Here is a 16,749-nt window from a genome sequence, read left to right as displayed (position 1 = left end):
TTTAAACATTCTGGTTAACACCCTGTTGATTAGCAGTGAGTTTTATATCTTTCATTGGAATTCCGACAAGCCCAGTGACTGAACTGGAGGCATGTGATTTAAACATAACAGCATCATGAATCCAATGATGCTGGACATGATCCTCTTGAGTTCCCTCAGCAACTGCAACACAGATACTGTAGTTTCCTATAGGTAACGTCGGCATGCAAAAATCAAACTCACACTCTAACATTTCTCCCTCTGCAACTGACAGAGGTTGCTCTAAATATGTTAAAAATGTGTTATCGCCAAACAGTGTCTGCCCTAAACGATCTTTTATAAAGAATCCAACAATCGGACTATAAAGTGATTTAATGCAGCGTGCATCTATTTTAAGGCGTACATCTTCGCCTCCAACAACCCAGGAGAGCGCCTCACCATCAGTATTTTTTAGGTAAACATTAATGATTTCTACGCCTTTAGCGCCAAAATGCTTCCCTTCATCACTAAAAGTGAAAAGCTCAATATCATTTCTAAGTGTTGTAGTGTTAATAAAGTCTTGGCGCATATCCTTAAACACCATTCTTTTATTATTTTTTAGCTTTTCACCTTTTTGACCGACACTATTCTTTTGTTTAAATAACGCTGCTAAATAAGATTCAGACACATCTTTAGCAGGACCTTCCATTTGCTTAACACCGTGGTTGATCCAAATAGCACGGTCGCAAAGATTGATGATTGAGGCGGTGTCATGACTCACAAAAAGCACAGTGCCTTTGCTCATGAAATCACGCAAAAAACGCATGCATTTCTGAACAAAAAAAGCATCTCCAACTGACAACGCCTCGTCAACAATCAGCACATCTGCATCTACATGTGCAATAATTGCAAATGCCAACCGCACAAACATTCCGCTGGAATATGTTTTAACTGGCTGATCGATAAATTCACCGATTTCGGAGAAATCAACGATGCTTTGAAAGCGAGCCCTAATCTGTTCGTCTGTCAATCCCATGATTGAAGCAGAAATGAAAACGTTGTCACGTCCAGTGAAATCCGGATTAAAGCCAGCGCCAAGTTCCAATAATGCTGCGACACGTCCGTTAACCGATACGGATCCTTGTGTAGGTGATAACGTCCCACAGATGATCTGCAACAGAGTGGACTTTCCTGCACCATTAGCACCGATAATTCCAACAGTTTCACCCCGCTTAATCGACAATGATACATCACTTAACGAGCGAAATTCTTTATGATACGTACGAGGTTCGGCGCCAAACATTCCCCGTAAGCGATTAACAGTAAACTCGACTAAACGGTCTTTTGGTGATTCATAGATGCGAAATACTTTGGATACATTTTTTACTTCGATCACATTATCCACAGTAGTCTCCTTTCCTTTATCAAATGACATCTGCAAACCCTTTTTTGGTTTTTTTGAAGACGTACACTGCAAAAGCCAACAGGCAAGCGCTGCTCAGATAAAGTGTCATGAAACTAGAAACAGGTACCATATTACCCATGATCAGTAGTTCCCGGGTATTCTCGATGAGAAATGCCAGAGGATTGATACTCATTAACGGCCGGTATTCTACTGGAATAGCACTGAGCGGATAAAAAATCGGTGAGAGAAACATCAGAAATGTAATGATCAGCGGCACAGCCTGAGATAAATCACGAAGATAAACCCCAATAGATGAAAAAAGGAATAACAATGCTAGCCCAATAATAAATATTGGTAGAAAAAAAACAGGGAATAATAGTGCGGTAGCTGGGACTTTACCAAATACAACTAACTGCGCAACCAACAAAATGATAAAACTAATCATAAAATTGAACAAGGCAGATAACCCTGCACTTATTGGTAAACATCCTAACGGGAACACTACCTTTTTCACATAGTTGACATTACCAAGAAATATAGATGGCCCTCGCCCAATACACTCAGCTAAGAAATTGAAAATAATTAGCCCCGCAAACAGAACGATAGCAAATACACCTTTTCCCCCAGGCAGAGCTCCCCACTTGGCTTGAAAAACCACCGAAAAAACAAAGGAATACACACAAAGCATGATGATGGGATTGACAATGGCCCACAAGGTCCCAATAGCTGAACCTTTGTAGCGAGCCTCAATATCACGCTTAGCCAATTTATAAATTAGCGATCTATTTCTGATTACAGATTGAAACATGATTAAATCCTATTCAAGCCACTAAGCATAAAGATAAATATTTTTCAGCGCAGCACGCCAATCACTTGATTTCAAAGTGAAAATCTCCTGAATTTTGCTACAATCCAACTTGGAGTTTGCGGGACGTTTTGCTGGTGTAGGATATTGACTAGTCGCTATGGCATGAACGTCAGGTTTTTGGGTAATCAAATTATTTTCGTAAGCAGAGTTGATGATAGCTATCGCGAAATCGGCCCAGCAAACATATTCAGTGCCTGAAAAATGATAAATCCCCCACATCCGTGAGTCCGATTTACAGGTCACTTTACGAGCAATAGTCAGTAGCGAATCAGCGATATCACCCGCATAAGTTGGGCTGCCGAATTGATCACCCACCACGGATAGCTTTGTTCTTTCACTCGCAAGACGAATTATGGTCTTCACGAAATTATGACCGTGCTCACCAAATACCCATGCAGTACGCAGAATTATATGCTCAGAACACTCCTGAGCGATGGCGAGCTCGCCTTCAAGTTTACTAAGGCCATATACGCCGGTTGGACCGGTTGCGTCGGATTCCATGTAGAGGCCGCTCTTATCACCGGGGAAAACATAATCTGTTGAAATATGTATGATTTTTGCGCCACAGACTTTAGCTGCGCGAGCTAGGTATTTTGGCCCATCTCTATTGATAGCGAACGCTAGGGCAGGCTCCAACTCAGCTTTATCAACTGCCGTATACGCCGCCGCATTGATGATAACATGGGGACAGAATGAGGAAACGAGTCTGTTCACTTGCTGCGCATCGGTGATATCGAGCTGCGAACGGTCCGTAGCCAAAATCTCCCACCCGGAAGGAGCTCGTTTTACCAGTTCCTGCCCCACCTGCCCTGCACTTCCTACAATCATCACTTTCATAGTATTACCAAATACCTATATCCGATGAAATACAACGCGCCCGCACCTTTAATGCAAAAAGCCTCGGACATCCTCCCGAGGCCTAGAAATAGAACGACTAACTCCGCTTAAAAAAGCTCTGAAAAACGCTTACCAAGCTTATCTTTCGCCGAAAGCAAAGGATTTTCGACCGGCCATTCTACTCCTATATCCGCATCATTCCAAATCAGACATCCCTCATTCTGGGGATCATAGTAGTCGGTACATTTGTATTCAAAATCAGCAAATTCTGAAATGACTACAAAGCCATGGGCCAGCCCAGGTGGAACCCAGAGTTGATTCTTATTATCTTCAGATAGATAGACACCGACCCATTGTTTAAAAGTGGAGGATTCGGGCCTGATATCAACAACTACGTCATAAACCTCGCCACGCACACAGCGCACCAGCTTACCCTGTGGCCTCGCTGTCTGGAAGTGCAACCCGCGCAATACGCCTTGCGATGAACGAGAATGGTTATCTTGGACAAAATCAAAATTGATATTCAAAAGCTCACAATAGCGAGCACTGTTGAAGGTCTCAAGAAAGAAACCACGCTGGTCACCGAAAACCTTCGGCTCTATCAACTTAACACCCGCAACTCTCGTGTCATGTACAATCATTCAAAACTTACCCATATATAATGCTTAAATCAACGATGCCGTGAAGGCCGCACCGCGGCAGATGAAGGTAGCAGTATGCTACCCTACCGCTCTTAAATTAAACCCAAACGGAGCAGTCAATCAAATAGTATAGAGTAGCACGAATAGACAAAACATCCATACAGATCTGCAGTTTTAACCGCTATATGATGGTATCAAATATTACCTCCAATTATACCAGCTCAATCTTTATTGACATAAGAAATAACAGATATTACTATTGGCAACAACTAAGCCTTGCATTTTACATAAAATTAATTTAATAACACCTTGTAATTATACATCCCTGAATTGAAAATTTTTTAATTAGAATAATACACGCCGTGTATCTTATCAAAATATCACATGTCATTTAATATGATTGATATTATTTTGGATAATTAATTATGGATTCAGGTTGAAGGATAATTTAAATGAGGAGTATAAGTCAGTCGTTCGGTGGGAAAAATAAAACAGAAGGCGTAATAGTCACACCATTAACAGACAGCCAAAGAATCGTCCTGAATGAATAATACTTTTTCATTCAAGGACGACGGCGAGAGGATATAGGCTTACATCGAGGGTGCATTCCAGAAAAATATGCTTTAATGGTTGATAAAACATTATCCAATTTAAAACCAACAAGATTAATTAAAATCCTCTTCAAAAGATGAATATGCATCCGTAACGTAGGGTATCTTCTTGTTGTGATAGCAACATCAATAAGGCGTTCTTTTATTCTGAACGGACTTTCCTTCCCTTCAGTGCGGGAAAGGGAATGTTTGAGGTGCGAAGAGGTTTTTATTTTAAAGCGCTCACCTTTATCCATTAATTGATAAATTCTGCGAAAAATACTTACATCAACACCATACAATGCATAGTTTTCATCGAATAGACTAACATTGTGCTTATGAAATTTTTCGACCAAAGAGTGATGAATAACCAACCCCGAACCAATCGAAAATGAGGTCCTAGGATCGAGCTCACGATCGACAGTGACGACTTTTTTCGCCTCAATGGGATAGTAAGTAACATGATCAGTACGAGATATAATACGCGGCAACTCCATATCAGCTTCGTTAGCGTTTATTGCTCGCACGAACTCATTGGTAATTGTAGAATCATCATCTAATATAATAAATTGCTTGGCATCAAGGTTATTATTAATAAATTCGTTATACAATATGCTCAATGGAGAATTGGATAAGCAGTTAATTAACTCCACATCTTTAAACTTATCGTTTAATTTTCTTGCCACTTCACCAACTAAGGAGATACTCTTTGGTCCATTGTTGTGAATGACAAGCTTACTATTAAGGAAGTTATACTCTGTTAGAGTATTTATAGTGATTGAATCCTCTACATTTTTATTATAAACAACCACAACTATCGCATTATCATATCGCATTACAGCCCCTCTAAAGCAAAACACAAGCCACAACTAACGGTGAGTGTTCAATAAAAAACCGTTTATAACTACTAGAATAAAGTAGCAAACGGTTTTTATATTAAAATAGGTTTTTAGATCTTGGTTCGCTATTCACTATGGCAAACAGAAATAACGTCATCGACGCGTTGTTTCCATAAGGAAAGAGTTACACCTTGACTCTTTATCTTTTCACAATCAAGGACGGAATATTTTGGTCGCTTGGCCGGCGTAGGATACTGCTCTGTGGTGATACCATTTACTATCGGTTTTTTGGCTAACACCCCCTGCCGTAATGCAGATGCAAAGATAACCTCCGCAAATTCGTTCCAAGCAACTATTTCATCACCGCAAAAATGATAAATACCGCCGTCTGATTTTCTCTGCAAGAGAATAATTATTGCTTGTGCAATATCCCCTGCATATGTAGGACACCCAAACTGATCGGAAACCACCCCCAGCGCATCGCGATTCTGTGCCAATCTCAGCATTGTTTTAACAAAATTATTGCCGTACTCGCTGAAAACCCAAGCTGTACGAATAATCAAGGCTGCAGGCTGAATATTAAGAACACCAATTTCACCAGCCAGTTTTGTCTTACCATACACCCCGAGAGGATTAGTTATCGCTGTTTCAATATAGGGTGTACTGGCTTCGCCATCGAACACATAATCAGTCGAGATATGTACCAAACGAGCACCAACCTCATTCGCTGCTTGAGCAAGGTTTTTTGGCCCAACTTCGTTAATCAGCATGGAAATTTCATGCTCTGCTTCTGCTTTATCAACTGCAGTGAATGCCGCTGCATTCACAACAAAGTCAGGCTGGTACTCGAGCACAGCGCGCCTCACTGTCTCAAAATCGGTAATATCCAGAACATCAGAATCTGTAGCCCAAACATGCCATCCCTCAGGAAGACGATCCTGGAAACAACTTCCCAATTGTCCTCTTGCACCAGTGAGTAGAACTTTCATTATGCTAGATCCTCAAGCAGCTTCCCGATTTTATCCTTCTCAGATAATAATGGATTTTCGATGGGCCACTCAATGCCGATGGCAGGATCGTTCCATAATAAACAACCTTCATGAACCGGGTTATAATAATCTGTGCACTTGTATTCGAAATCAGCCGTCTCAGATAGGACTACAAAACCATGTGCTAAGCCTGGCGGAACCCAAAACTGGGTTTTATTTTCTTCCGAAAGTACAACTCCTTCCCAGGCGCCGTAGGTTGGTGACCCCTTGCGGATATCTACTACAACATCAAACACCTCACCACGCACAACGCGAACCAGTTTTCCCTGTGGGTTCAACTTCTGAAAATGCAAACCTCTCAAAACGCCTTTTGAGGAACGCGAGTGGTTGTCTTGTACGAAATCCAGATCAATCTTTAACATTTCCTGATAACGTTTTTTTTCGAACGTTTCCAGAAAGAACCCACGCGCATCGCCAAATACTTTAGGTTGAATAATTTTTACACCGTCAATGCGAGTATTGGTGACTTGCATGTTATTTCTCCACCAGTAGCTGAGTTAAATATTGACCATATTGCGTTTTACTGAGGCGGCGAGCTTCTTCTGCCACCTGTTCCCGTGTCAGCCAACCTTTGCGGTAAGCTAACTCTTCTAAACAAGCGATCTTGAATCCCTGTCGATGCTCAATAGTATGAATAAATTGGGCAGCCTCAATCAGACTATCGTGAGTTCCAGTATCCAACCAAGCGAAACCACGTCCCAAAATCTCAACGTTAAGTTTCCCCCGCTCCAAATACATTTGGTTAAGCGTAGTAATTTCTAATTCGCCGCGGGATGACGGTTTAACTTGCTTAGCCATTTCAACCACATCTCTATCGTAGAAATAGAGACCGGTTACTGCCCAATTGGATTTAGGCGCTGCCGGTTTCTCTTCTAGCGACAAAGCCCGGAAATTCTCGTCAAACTCCACAACACCAAAACGTTCAGGATCCATTACCTGGTAACCAAACACAGTAGCACCTTCAGGGCGTTCAGCTACGTTCTCCAGTTTCTTGCCAAAGCTTTGACCAAAGTAGATATTATCGCCCAATACCAATGCGCAGCGATCTCCATTGATAAATTCTTCACCAATAATAAATGCCTGTGCCAGCCCGTCCGGATTGGGTTGTACCTCATAGCTTAAATTTATACCGAAACTGCTACCGTCCCCCAATAAGCGCTTGAACGATGGCAAGTCTTCCGGAGTAGTAATCAACAGAATGTCCCTGATCCCCGCAAGCATCAGCACCGAAATTGGATAATATACCATCGGTTTGTCATAAATAGGCAACAGCTGCTTGGATACGCCACGCGTAATCGGATACAGGCGTGTACCTGATCCGCCAGCCAAAACAATACCTTTCATTATTAATTCCTTAAAATTGTCTAGCTAGTCAGCCCTAAGCGTTCACCTGCATAAGAACCATCTTTTACGCGGCTCCACCACTGTTCATTTGCCAGATACCACTCAACCGTTTTGCGTATACCGCTCTCAAACGTTTCCTCTGGTGCCCAGCCGAGTTCTTCTTCAATCTTCGTAGCATCAATGGCATAGCGCATATCATGGCCTGGCCGATCGGCAACATAAGTTATCAATGTTTCGTATTTAACGACTCCCGCAGGTTTTTCTGGCGCCAACTCATCTAGAAGACGACAAATACTTTGAACCACCTCAATATTTTGGCGTTCATTGTGGCCACCGATATTATAAGTATCTCCCACAACACCTTTCGTCATCACGGTATATAGAGCGCGGGCGTGATCCTCAACATAAAGCCAATCTCGAACCTGAGCACCATTTCCATACACCGGTAATGGCTTCCCTTCTAAAGCATTCAATATAATGAGTGGAATCAGCTTTTCAGGGAAATGGTACGGACCATAGTTGTTAGAGCAGTTGGTGACGATTGTTGGCAAGCCATAAGTGCGCAACCACGCTCGAACTAAATGATCACTGGCAGCTTTCGATGCTGAATATGGGCTGCTTGGAGAATAAGGTGTTGTTTCAGTGAATAAATCGTCGGTGCCATGCAGATCGCCATAAACTTCATCTGTTGATATATGATGAAAACGGAAACCTTGCTTCGCCTGAGCATCTAAACCTGACCAATATTGGCGCGCCGCCTCAAGCAACGTATAAGTACCAACAATATTCGTTTCAATAAATGCGGCAGGGCCATCAATAGAACGATCAACATGGCTTTCGGCTGCCAGATGCATTATAGCATCGGGTTTAAAAGCGAAAAATACGCGGTCCAGCTCTTGGCGGTTACAGATATCCACCTTTTCGAACGAAAAACGTTCATTGCCTGTAATACTCACCAAGGATTCTGGGTTGCCGGCATAAGTCAAACTATCCAACACCAGAACTTTGTCATTCGTATCATTAATGATATGCCGGGCAACCGCCGAACCAATAAAACCGGCACCGCCAGTAACTATAATTTTCATAGACCTCTCTAGACCACACTAAGCAGCGACAGTCGACTATATTTTAAAACTTTTCATGAAGAATATTTTCATCATTTGAAATAGGTGATATTCCAAAACACACTCAATTTCACCAGCAATTATTGATACCACTTAACGCAATTCAACGATAACCATTTGGATTTTTACTCTGCCAATTCCAAGTATCACGCATCATTACATCAATATCACGGTGAACCGCCCAGCTTAATTCGCGTTTAGCAAGTTCGGCATCAGCCCAAAAAGCAGGTAGGTCACCTTCCCTACGCGGTAAAATTTGGAATGGGATGGTAGTGTTGGACGCGTTTTCAAATGCGGCTATCATTTCCAGCACGGAATACCCTATACCAGCCCCCAGATTATAAGCCTTGAAACCCTCTGTAATGTTCAGCTGATCCATTGCTGCCAGATGGCCTTCTGCAAGATCCATTACATGGATATAATCACGGACACCGGTACCATCTTTTGTCGGGTAATCACCGCCAAACACCCCTAATTTTTCTAGTTTGCCAATAGCAACCTGAGAAATATAGGGTAGCAGATTGTTAGGAATACCATTTGGATCCTCCCCAATTAAGCCAGACTCATGGGCACCAACTGGATTGAAATAGCGCAACGCAATGATGGAAAACTTAGGTTCTGCCTTGGCGAAATCCTGTAGAATTTGCTCGACCATTAGTTTAGATGTGCCGTAAGGGCTGGTTGTTCCACCAATCGGGGTAGTTTCAATATAGGGTACCGGGGAGTTGGCACCATATACCGTTGCTGAAGAGCTGAAGATAAACTGATGCACCCCTGCTTTGCGCATTTCTCCCAACAAGACAAGAGTACCGGTAACATTATTTTGATAGTACTCGAGCGGTATGCGAGTAGACTCGCCCACAGCCTTCAAGCCAGCAAAATGAATGACAGAAGTAATTTTGTGGCTTGCAAAAATCCGCCCTAAACAATCAGGATCCAGCACATCCCCAGGATAGAACACAGCAGCCTTGCCAGTCAGTTGTTCCACGCGATGGAGGGATTCTTCAGATGAGTTGGCCAGATTATCCAACACCACAACTTCCTCATCACGTTGCAGCAAGGCCAGCACGGTATGTGAGCCAATATAACCAGCACCGCCAGTGACTAAAATTGCCATGAAAACTCCATTTACACCTACTAGGTGTCCTAAGTGGGAAGATGAGGTACTTTAAACGAGTAAATACGTGACAAAGATCGAACAAAAAGTAGGGACTTTCCTGTATTCAGGTACGCATTCACTATTCCCCTCCAGTAACAACCTTTAGATTATATTCACATAGCGGAATTCGAAAGCATATCAAGAATTTCTGCAGTTTTTTCCTGCATTAATGCCGCATCAGCACGTGACTCCACATTCAATCGAACTACAGGCTCAGTGTTAGATGAACGCAAGTTGAAACGCCACTCAGCAAACTCCATGCTGATGCCGTCGGTATAATCGGCCTCGCCGCCCAGTGCCAAATAATGCTGTTTTACGCTTTCAATAGACTCCGCTGGCTGGGCCAACTTGATGTTGATTTCGCCAGAAGATGGGTAAGCAGCAATACGATCCTGCACTAGTTGCCCCAACGTTTGGCCTTTTACACTGACCAATTCAGCCACCAGCAACCATGGGATCATGCCGCTATCGCAATAGGCAAAATCGCGGAAATAGTGATGGGCACTCATCTCACCACCGTAGATAGCGTCTTCTGAACGCATACGCTCTTTAATGAAAGCATGACCTGTTTTTGACATGACCGGCACACCACCAGCCTGGCTCACCACATCAATCGTGTTCCAGCTCAGGCGCGGATCATGAATGATTTTTGCACCTGGTTGTTTTTGTAGGAAAGCTTCCGCCAGCAGACCAACAATATAATATCCCTCAATAAAGTCGCCTTTTTCGTCAAACAGGAAACAACGGTCAAAATCACCATCGAAAGCGATCCCCATATCTGCGCCGTGTTCGCGTACCGCATTGGCGGTATCTGCACGACATTCAGGCAATAATGGATTGGGAATACCATTAGGGAATGTGCCGTCCGGCTGATGATGAACCTTGATAAACTCCAACGGGACGTTCAACGCATTAAGAGATGCTTCAATGGCATCGATCACATGACCGGCTGCACCATTACCTGAGTTGATCACCAGTTTTAGCGGTTTGAAATTTTTTACGTCAACGTATGAAAGTATGTGTTCTACATATGCACCAAGCACGTCCTGACGAACATAGCTGCCACGCGCTGCAGAAGGGGCCGGGAATTGGTTGTTTTCCGCTAACTCTTGTATAGCTCGCAGACCGGTATCACCACTGATAGGGCGCGAGCCTTCACGGACTAATTTCATACCATTATAGTCGATCGGGTTATGGCTGGCAGTCACTTCCACGCCGCCATCAGCATTCAGATACGAAGTGGCAAAATAAACTTCTTCAGTCCCCGTCATGCCAATATCGATAACGTCAGTGCCAGCGTCCTGCAAACCTTTTGCCAGGGACAGTTTCAAACTTTCACTGGTCAGACGAACGTCGCTACCCAGCACAATAGTTTTTGGTTTTAGGAACTCACCATAAGCGCGACCGATACGATAGGCAATATTATCGTTCAGTTCTTCACCCAATTTACCGCGCACATCATAAGCTTTAAAACACGTTAACTTTTCCATCACCAAACCCTTTAATTAGACTCTGCCGTACCGATCGTGCAAACGCTCAATATCATCTTCTTCGAGGTAAAACCCTGATCTGACCTCGATGATCTCAAGATCGATTTTCCCTGGGTTTTCCAGTGTATGGACACTACCAGCGGGTATGAAGGTGGATTGATTTTCTGATAAGAAGAACGCTTTATCATCAACATTCACTTTTGCTGTACCACTGACGACTACCCAGTGCTCTGCACGATGAAGGTGACGTTGCACAGACAACCCTTCACCTGGACGAACAATGATTTTTTTGACCTGGAAGTGCTCACCGCTGTCGATATCACAAATCTTACCCCAAGGACGATAAGATGAAGAGTGTTGACGGAAGTGATGGAGATTGCGTTTTTTGAGCTCATCAACCACTTTCTTAACGTCTTGAACTCTATCCTTAGTCGAAATCAACAACGCATCATTGGTGTTGATCACGATCAGATCGTCCAAGCCGATGGTTGCAACTAGCGCAGCATCAGATGAAATATAGTTATTGTTTGAATCAATGGAAATAATCTCACCGACGTTAACATTCCCTAATTCATCTTTTTCGGAAACTTCCCAAAGCGATGACCATGAACCAACATCGCTCCAGCCGGCATCAATAGGGATTACCACTGCATCTCGTGTTTTTTCCATCACGGCATAATCGATGGAGTCACTTGGGCAGTGCTTAAAAATTTCCTGGTCAACACGGATAAAGTTCATGTCACGCTGGCTGTCGACCACAGATTGTTGTGTTGTACTGAAGATCTCTGGGCTGAACTGTTCCAACTCTTGTAGGAACTTGGCCGTCTTGAACATGAACATGCCACTGTTCCAGCTGAATTCGCCGCTGGCCAAATATTCAACGGCTTTTTCCAGACACGGCTTCTCTACAAAGGCGTCGACTTTAAAGCATTCGCTAGAAAGCGCACTACCGCGCTTGATATAGCCGTAACCCGTTTCTGGATGCCCAGGAATAATGCCAAACGTGACAAAATAATTACTATCGGCAAACTGGGTAGCGGCATTGATAGCAGAATGAAAGTTATCTATTTTTTTAATTAAATGGTCAGCGGCCAGAATGAGAAGAATGCTGTCATCAGCCTCCTCAGCTGCAAGATGAGCAGCTAAAGCAACGGCAGGTGCAGTATTTCTTCCTACGGGTTCCAAAATAATATTTGTCCCGAGTTGGTTGATCTCGCGTAATTGCTCAGCAACCAAAAAACGATGATTTTCATTACAGATAACCAAGGGTTCAGCCACCTTGACTCCACTCAATCCTGTTAAGCGCTGGAGTGTTTGCTGCAACAGACTGAATCCGCTATTGTCAATAGACAGAAACTGTTTGGGGAATGACTCCCGTGATAATGGCCAGAGACGGCTCCCAGTCCCTCCTGCCATGATGACCGGAATTAACTTAGACATGAACGAATCCCTTATATTTTTCAGTTAATGTTAAATTAACGCAGATATATATTTAAATACAAAAACAAAAATTTTAAAACCTATACATTTATATCCATAGTGGATAATTCAATCATCAAGAAAGCCTTAATTAAATATGAATGCATTAAAATCATAAAAAAACTTAACTACTCATGCAATAAATTCTACTTGGTAGTGTTGCAAAATTTATTTGCAAAGGATCTCACTTGATTTTTGAAAGCATCAAACTCTTGCAATATTTTAACTCTATACTCTGCGAAATCAGAATAGCTTTTGGAGTAGTCAGCCAAAATAGCATCAGCAACCACTTCGAATTTCGACTCAAAGTCACCAGCAAATTGATCAAGTTTATAACGAGAAGGGATAGGAACATCCAGCGCATTTGCAGCACTGCCGCAACGGCCAGTAATAACACAGCACCCAGCCATAACAGCCTCTCTTGGAAAGCGATCTTTCCCTGGATGCTCACCAAAATCGATATAAATCTTACTTCTTTCCAACAGCGTACGAACTTGTTCAGCCGTCATATTTTGGATGGGAACAAATTGATAGTTAGGAAAGCGAGCAATTAATCGTTTAGAGTAAACACTCCCTTTCTTAGGGTTATATGCAATAATATTCTCACGAATTATATCATTATCAACTTTACTTAAATGAGTTTCATTCAGATAATCAGTTAGCATCTCACATCTGATACCTCTAGATTTAAGAAATATCTTTGCATATTCGCTCTGAGATAAATGAAAGTAGTTCTTCATCGAGCTAATTGGCAAACGCTGCCCAGCTAATACTGACTTTGCATGCCCCAAATACCTTCGAACAAACCAGTTATATTTTCTTCTTCCATAATAGTTATCAACAGACAACCACCAGATACAAATATTTGCCTTACCAAAAAATCTCGCTAGTTGCGTCGAAATTTCAGGAATAATGACGATAGCGTCGTCCTGTTGTACATCATCTTTTTCTGTTACAGAAACATTATAATGTTCATATTGTTTTGGCACTGAAAAATTCACATTAAACGGATAATAAACGATACTTGCATCAACGCCTATTCCGCACAACTCATCACAGAGTTGATGCAACAATTCAGGACCACCAGTAACACTATCACCTGGGCAACAAATATATATTTTCTTGCTCATAACCGACCTTATAAATCATCAACCAAATTGAACGCCGAACGAATAACCTGATGCATATCATAATACTTATATTCAGCAAGCCGCCCACCGAAATAAACATTATTTTCGGCTTTAGCTAACTCTCTGTATTTTTTAAATAGCACCATGTTTTTATCATCATTTACAGGATAGTAAGGTTCACTCCCCTCCCGCCACTCCTCAGGATATTCCTTTGTTATCACTGTATGTTCAGTTTCAACCGGATCAAAGTGCTTATGTTCAATAATCCTAGTGTAGGGTATTGAGTTTTCCGTATAATTTATAACTGCATTGCCTTGATAATTTTCAGTATTGCGTAGTGTTTCCGTGTCAAAACGCAGAGAGCGGTACTCTAGTTTTCCAAATTGGAAATGGAAATATTCGTCGATAGGGCCAGTATAAATAATTTTATCTGCAAGTCCCGAGAAATGATCTCTATTCTCAAGGAAATCGGTGCCCATTTTCACTTCAATCCCATCAAGCATTTTTTCTGCAATCTGTGTATAACCGCCAATAGGAATTCCTTGGTAACGATCAGAGAAATAATTATTGTCATAAGTCATCCGAACTGGCAATCGTCTAATAATAAATGCTGGCAACTCAGTTGCCTTACGACCCCACTGCTTTTCTGTATACCCTTTGATAAGAATCTCATAAATATCTCGCCCTACTAATGCGATTGCTTGTTCTTCCAAGTTACCAGGAGCTCTCCCAACCATTTCCTGACGTTGTTCGTCAATTTTCCTCTCCGCCTCAGCAGGTGTTTTAACTCCCCAAAGTTGATGAAAAGTATTCATGTTAAACGGCAGGTTAAAAAGGTTTCCTTCATAGTTTGCTAGTGGTGAATTTGTAAAACGGTTAAAATCAGCAAAAAAATTCACATAATCCCATACTCTCTTGTCATTAGTGTGGAAAATATGAGCACCATACTTATGGACGTGAATTCCATCATGATTCTCCGTATAGATATTTCCACCAATATGATCTCTCTGCTCAATGACCAGAACTTTTTTTCCTTTACTTTTTAGTTCATGAGCACACGTAGCACCAAAAAGTCCAGCACCAACAATCAGGTAATCATATTTCATTACTTTTCCTTTTTAAAAAGAGGGATTTTTAATTTAAAAATAAAATAAAGCATTGCGGATGTCACAAAAAATTCCGTAACCAATATAGAGATAGCGGCACCATCTTGCTTAAAGTAATAGGCTAGAGGAACAAGGATTGATAGATTAACCAATCCAGAGAGGATCAACACTCTACTAAATACTTTCTTTTTACCGAGCACCAACAACACCTGAATTCCAAAAACATTACTAAGACAAATTATTATCGGTATAAACGAAATAATCCTCAACACTGTAATAGCCGGCTCGTAATTCTCCCCGTAAACAATTATGATCAGGTCAGGACTAAATACAAATAGAAATGCACTGGCCGACACACCTATGATAGAAAGGATTGCAAGCAATTTCCTTACAACTAGGAATCCTAATCGATGATCCTCCGCCATCGCAGAGTTAACTCGAGGGAAAAATGACTGAGATACTGGAGAGATTAACCCTTGAGCTGCCTGACGTAATTTGTCTGCCGCTACAAAATATCCCACCGCAATAGGGCCAGCTATAAAACCAAGGATAACAGTTGTACTTGTCGTATAAAGACTAATTGCCGCATTTGATATAAACACGTGCCAACCTTCTTGATATTCTTTTCTTATTGTATCCCAATCGGGTTTAATCCAATAAACCCAGCGATTCTTCCAAATCAGGAACAACGCTATGCATCCAGCCAAGATAGATGTCATGCCAGTTATCCCACCCGCCATCCATGCATCCTCAGGCTGTTTGACCAATGCAAAAATTAGTGGAATTGTGGTAAGGCGAGCAGTAATATTAGATAATGCAATCCACCCCATGCTTTCTTTACCTTGGAATAGCCAGACGGGAAAGATTGCAGAACCGAAGACAGTGATATAACTAGCAATAAGAATCCAGCGGAGATTGTACATGTCATCGTTTATTAATAACATCATAGATAAAACAACACCACCACCGACACCTAATAACAACTTACAACTAATAACTGACCAAAATATTTTACTTATATAAGGTTTATCATCTCTATTGACAGCTATTTTTTGCGTCACAGATAGGTTGAAACCATAATCCGTCAGAATTGTAAAGTACTGGATGATTGCAAGAGAGAAACCTAAACTTCCGTAACCAGCAGGTTGAAGGATTCGAACTAAGTAAGGCAAAGTAATTAGTGGTATTATATAGTTCACTCCTTGAATACCAATGAGTGAAATTATATTTTTCAATATTTTCCTGTCCAAACGATGCCCCTTGCGACAACAGTAAAAATGTTACTACCGCTATAAGATTTAATTATTTCTCAGTTACTGCATTGATAAGTACATCATATCTTTGCTGCCTGAAATTCAACCAACCAAGACTTTTCCTATAAAAAAGGCCTGTACCACTCCATTGATCACCATTAGACAAAAAGCTTTTCGTGTTCTCCAAAGGATAGATAAATGTAAACTTTAGGGGCCACTACGAAACCACGCTACCGCCCCTGGCTTTCAGATACCAAAGTCTGTTTAACTACCGCCCACTTATCGATATTCCCACTAGTTCAATGTCATGTATGGCAGTCTACACCGCCAACAGAAAATAACCTTAAAAATCAAATGGATAATTACAACCCACCTTTTTAGCATAGACATAAACAACACTAATACAAAAAGTCAATGCATAAATAAATATTGACATTGTATCAAATGTTCAAAATGAAAATTCTCGTTCTTTGATTA

Annotated in this window: 15 protein-coding genes; all 15 read right to left on the bottom strand. The window is 41.7% G+C overall.

Going from position 1 to position 16,749, the window contains the following annotated elements; genetic code table 11:
• Nucleotide 1: 1 nt before the first annotated feature.
• Nucleotides 2-1,363, bottom strand: a complete 1,362-nt coding sequence (locus SGBXF1_RS07890; RefSeq protein WP_238321012.1) for an ABC transporter ATP-binding protein — start codon at nt 1,361-1,363, stop codon at nt 2-4.
• Nucleotides 1,364-1,382: 19 nt separating this feature from the next.
• Complete coding sequence (locus SGBXF1_RS07885; RefSeq protein WP_186428130.1) at nt 1,383-2,171, bottom strand: ABC transporter permease; 789 nt, start codon at nt 2,169-2,171, stop codon at nt 1,383-1,385.
• A 21-nt stretch (nt 2,172-2,192) separates the two neighbouring features.
• Nucleotides 2,193-3,068, bottom strand: a complete 876-nt coding sequence (rfbD, locus tag SGBXF1_RS07880) for a dTDP-4-dehydrorhamnose reductase (RefSeq protein ID WP_186428129.1) — start codon at nt 3,066-3,068, stop codon at nt 2,193-2,195.
• A gap of 107 nt (nt 3,069-3,175) precedes the next feature.
• Nucleotides 3,176-3,709: a dTDP-4-dehydrorhamnose 3,5-epimerase gene (rfbC, locus tag SGBXF1_RS07875; RefSeq protein WP_186428128.1), complete on the bottom strand. Its 534-nt coding sequence runs from the start codon at nt 3,707-3,709 to the stop codon at nt 3,176-3,178.
• 562 nt (nt 3,710-4,271) lie between these two features.
• Entirely contained in the window at nt 4,272-5,135 is an 864-nt protein-coding gene (locus tag SGBXF1_RS07870) for a glycosyl transferase (RefSeq protein ID WP_186428127.1), read from the bottom strand.
• A gap of 128 nt (nt 5,136-5,263) precedes the next feature.
• On the bottom strand, nt 5,264-6,127 hold the full coding sequence (gene rfbD, locus SGBXF1_RS07865) for a dTDP-4-dehydrorhamnose reductase (RefSeq protein ID WP_186428126.1): 864 nt from the start codon (nt 6,125-6,127) through the stop codon (nt 5,264-5,266).
• Nucleotides 6,127-6,660, bottom strand: coding sequence for a dTDP-4-dehydrorhamnose 3,5-epimerase (rfbC, locus tag SGBXF1_RS07860; RefSeq protein ID WP_186428125.1), 534 nt, complete (start codon nt 6,658-6,660; stop codon nt 6,127-6,129). The genes rfbD (SGBXF1_RS07865) and rfbC (SGBXF1_RS07860) overlap by 1 nt, the downstream gene beginning before the upstream one ends.
• A 1-nt stretch (nt 6,661) precedes the next feature.
• A complete protein-coding gene (gene rfbA, locus SGBXF1_RS07855; protein ID WP_186428124.1) occupies nt 6,662-7,531 on the bottom strand; it encodes a glucose-1-phosphate thymidylyltransferase RfbA in 870 nt (289 codons plus the stop codon).
• A gap of 20 nt (nt 7,532-7,551) precedes the next feature.
• Nucleotides 7,552-8,616 (bottom strand): dTDP-glucose 4,6-dehydratase, encoded by a 1,065-nt coding sequence (rfbB, locus tag SGBXF1_RS07850; protein WP_186428123.1) that lies wholly within the window; start codon nt 8,614-8,616, stop codon nt 7,552-7,554.
• A 142-nt stretch (nt 8,617-8,758) separates the two neighbouring features.
• Entirely contained in the window at nt 8,759-9,772 is a 1,014-nt protein-coding gene (gene galE, locus SGBXF1_RS07845) for a UDP-glucose 4-epimerase GalE (protein WP_186428122.1), read from the bottom strand.
• A gap of 155 nt (nt 9,773-9,927) precedes the next feature.
• Complete coding sequence (gene cpsG / locus SGBXF1_RS07840; RefSeq protein ID WP_186428121.1) at nt 9,928-11,304, bottom strand: phosphomannomutase CpsG; 1,377 nt, start codon at nt 11,302-11,304, stop codon at nt 9,928-9,930.
• A gap of 15 nt (nt 11,305-11,319) precedes the next feature.
• Complete coding sequence (locus SGBXF1_RS07835; RefSeq protein ID WP_186428120.1) at nt 11,320-12,744, bottom strand: mannose-1-phosphate guanylyltransferase/mannose-6-phosphate isomerase; 1,425 nt, start codon at nt 12,742-12,744, stop codon at nt 11,320-11,322.
• Between the two features lie 185 nt (nt 12,745-12,929).
• Nucleotides 12,930-13,913, bottom strand: coding sequence for a hypothetical protein (locus tag SGBXF1_RS07830; RefSeq protein ID WP_186428119.1), 984 nt, complete (start codon nt 13,911-13,913; stop codon nt 12,930-12,932).
• Nucleotides 13,914-13,921: 8 nt separating this feature from the next.
• Complete coding sequence (gene glf, locus SGBXF1_RS07825; protein ID WP_186428118.1) at nt 13,922-15,019, bottom strand: UDP-galactopyranose mutase; 1,098 nt, start codon at nt 15,017-15,019, stop codon at nt 13,922-13,924.
• Entirely contained in the window at nt 15,019-16,254 is a 1,236-nt protein-coding gene (locus SGBXF1_RS07820) for a flippase (protein ID WP_186428117.1), read from the bottom strand. Before SGBXF1_RS07820 ends, glf begins: the two co-directional genes overlap by 1 nt.
• Nucleotides 16,255-16,749 lie beyond the last annotated feature (495 nt).

It is taken from the genome of Serratia grimesii (genome assembly GCF_900186025.1).
Lineage (GTDB): Bacteria > Pseudomonadota > Gammaproteobacteria > Enterobacterales > Enterobacteriaceae > Serratia > Serratia grimesii.
Note: the sequence above shows the minus strand (reverse complement) of the source record. Positions and strands in the feature narration are given on the sequence as shown.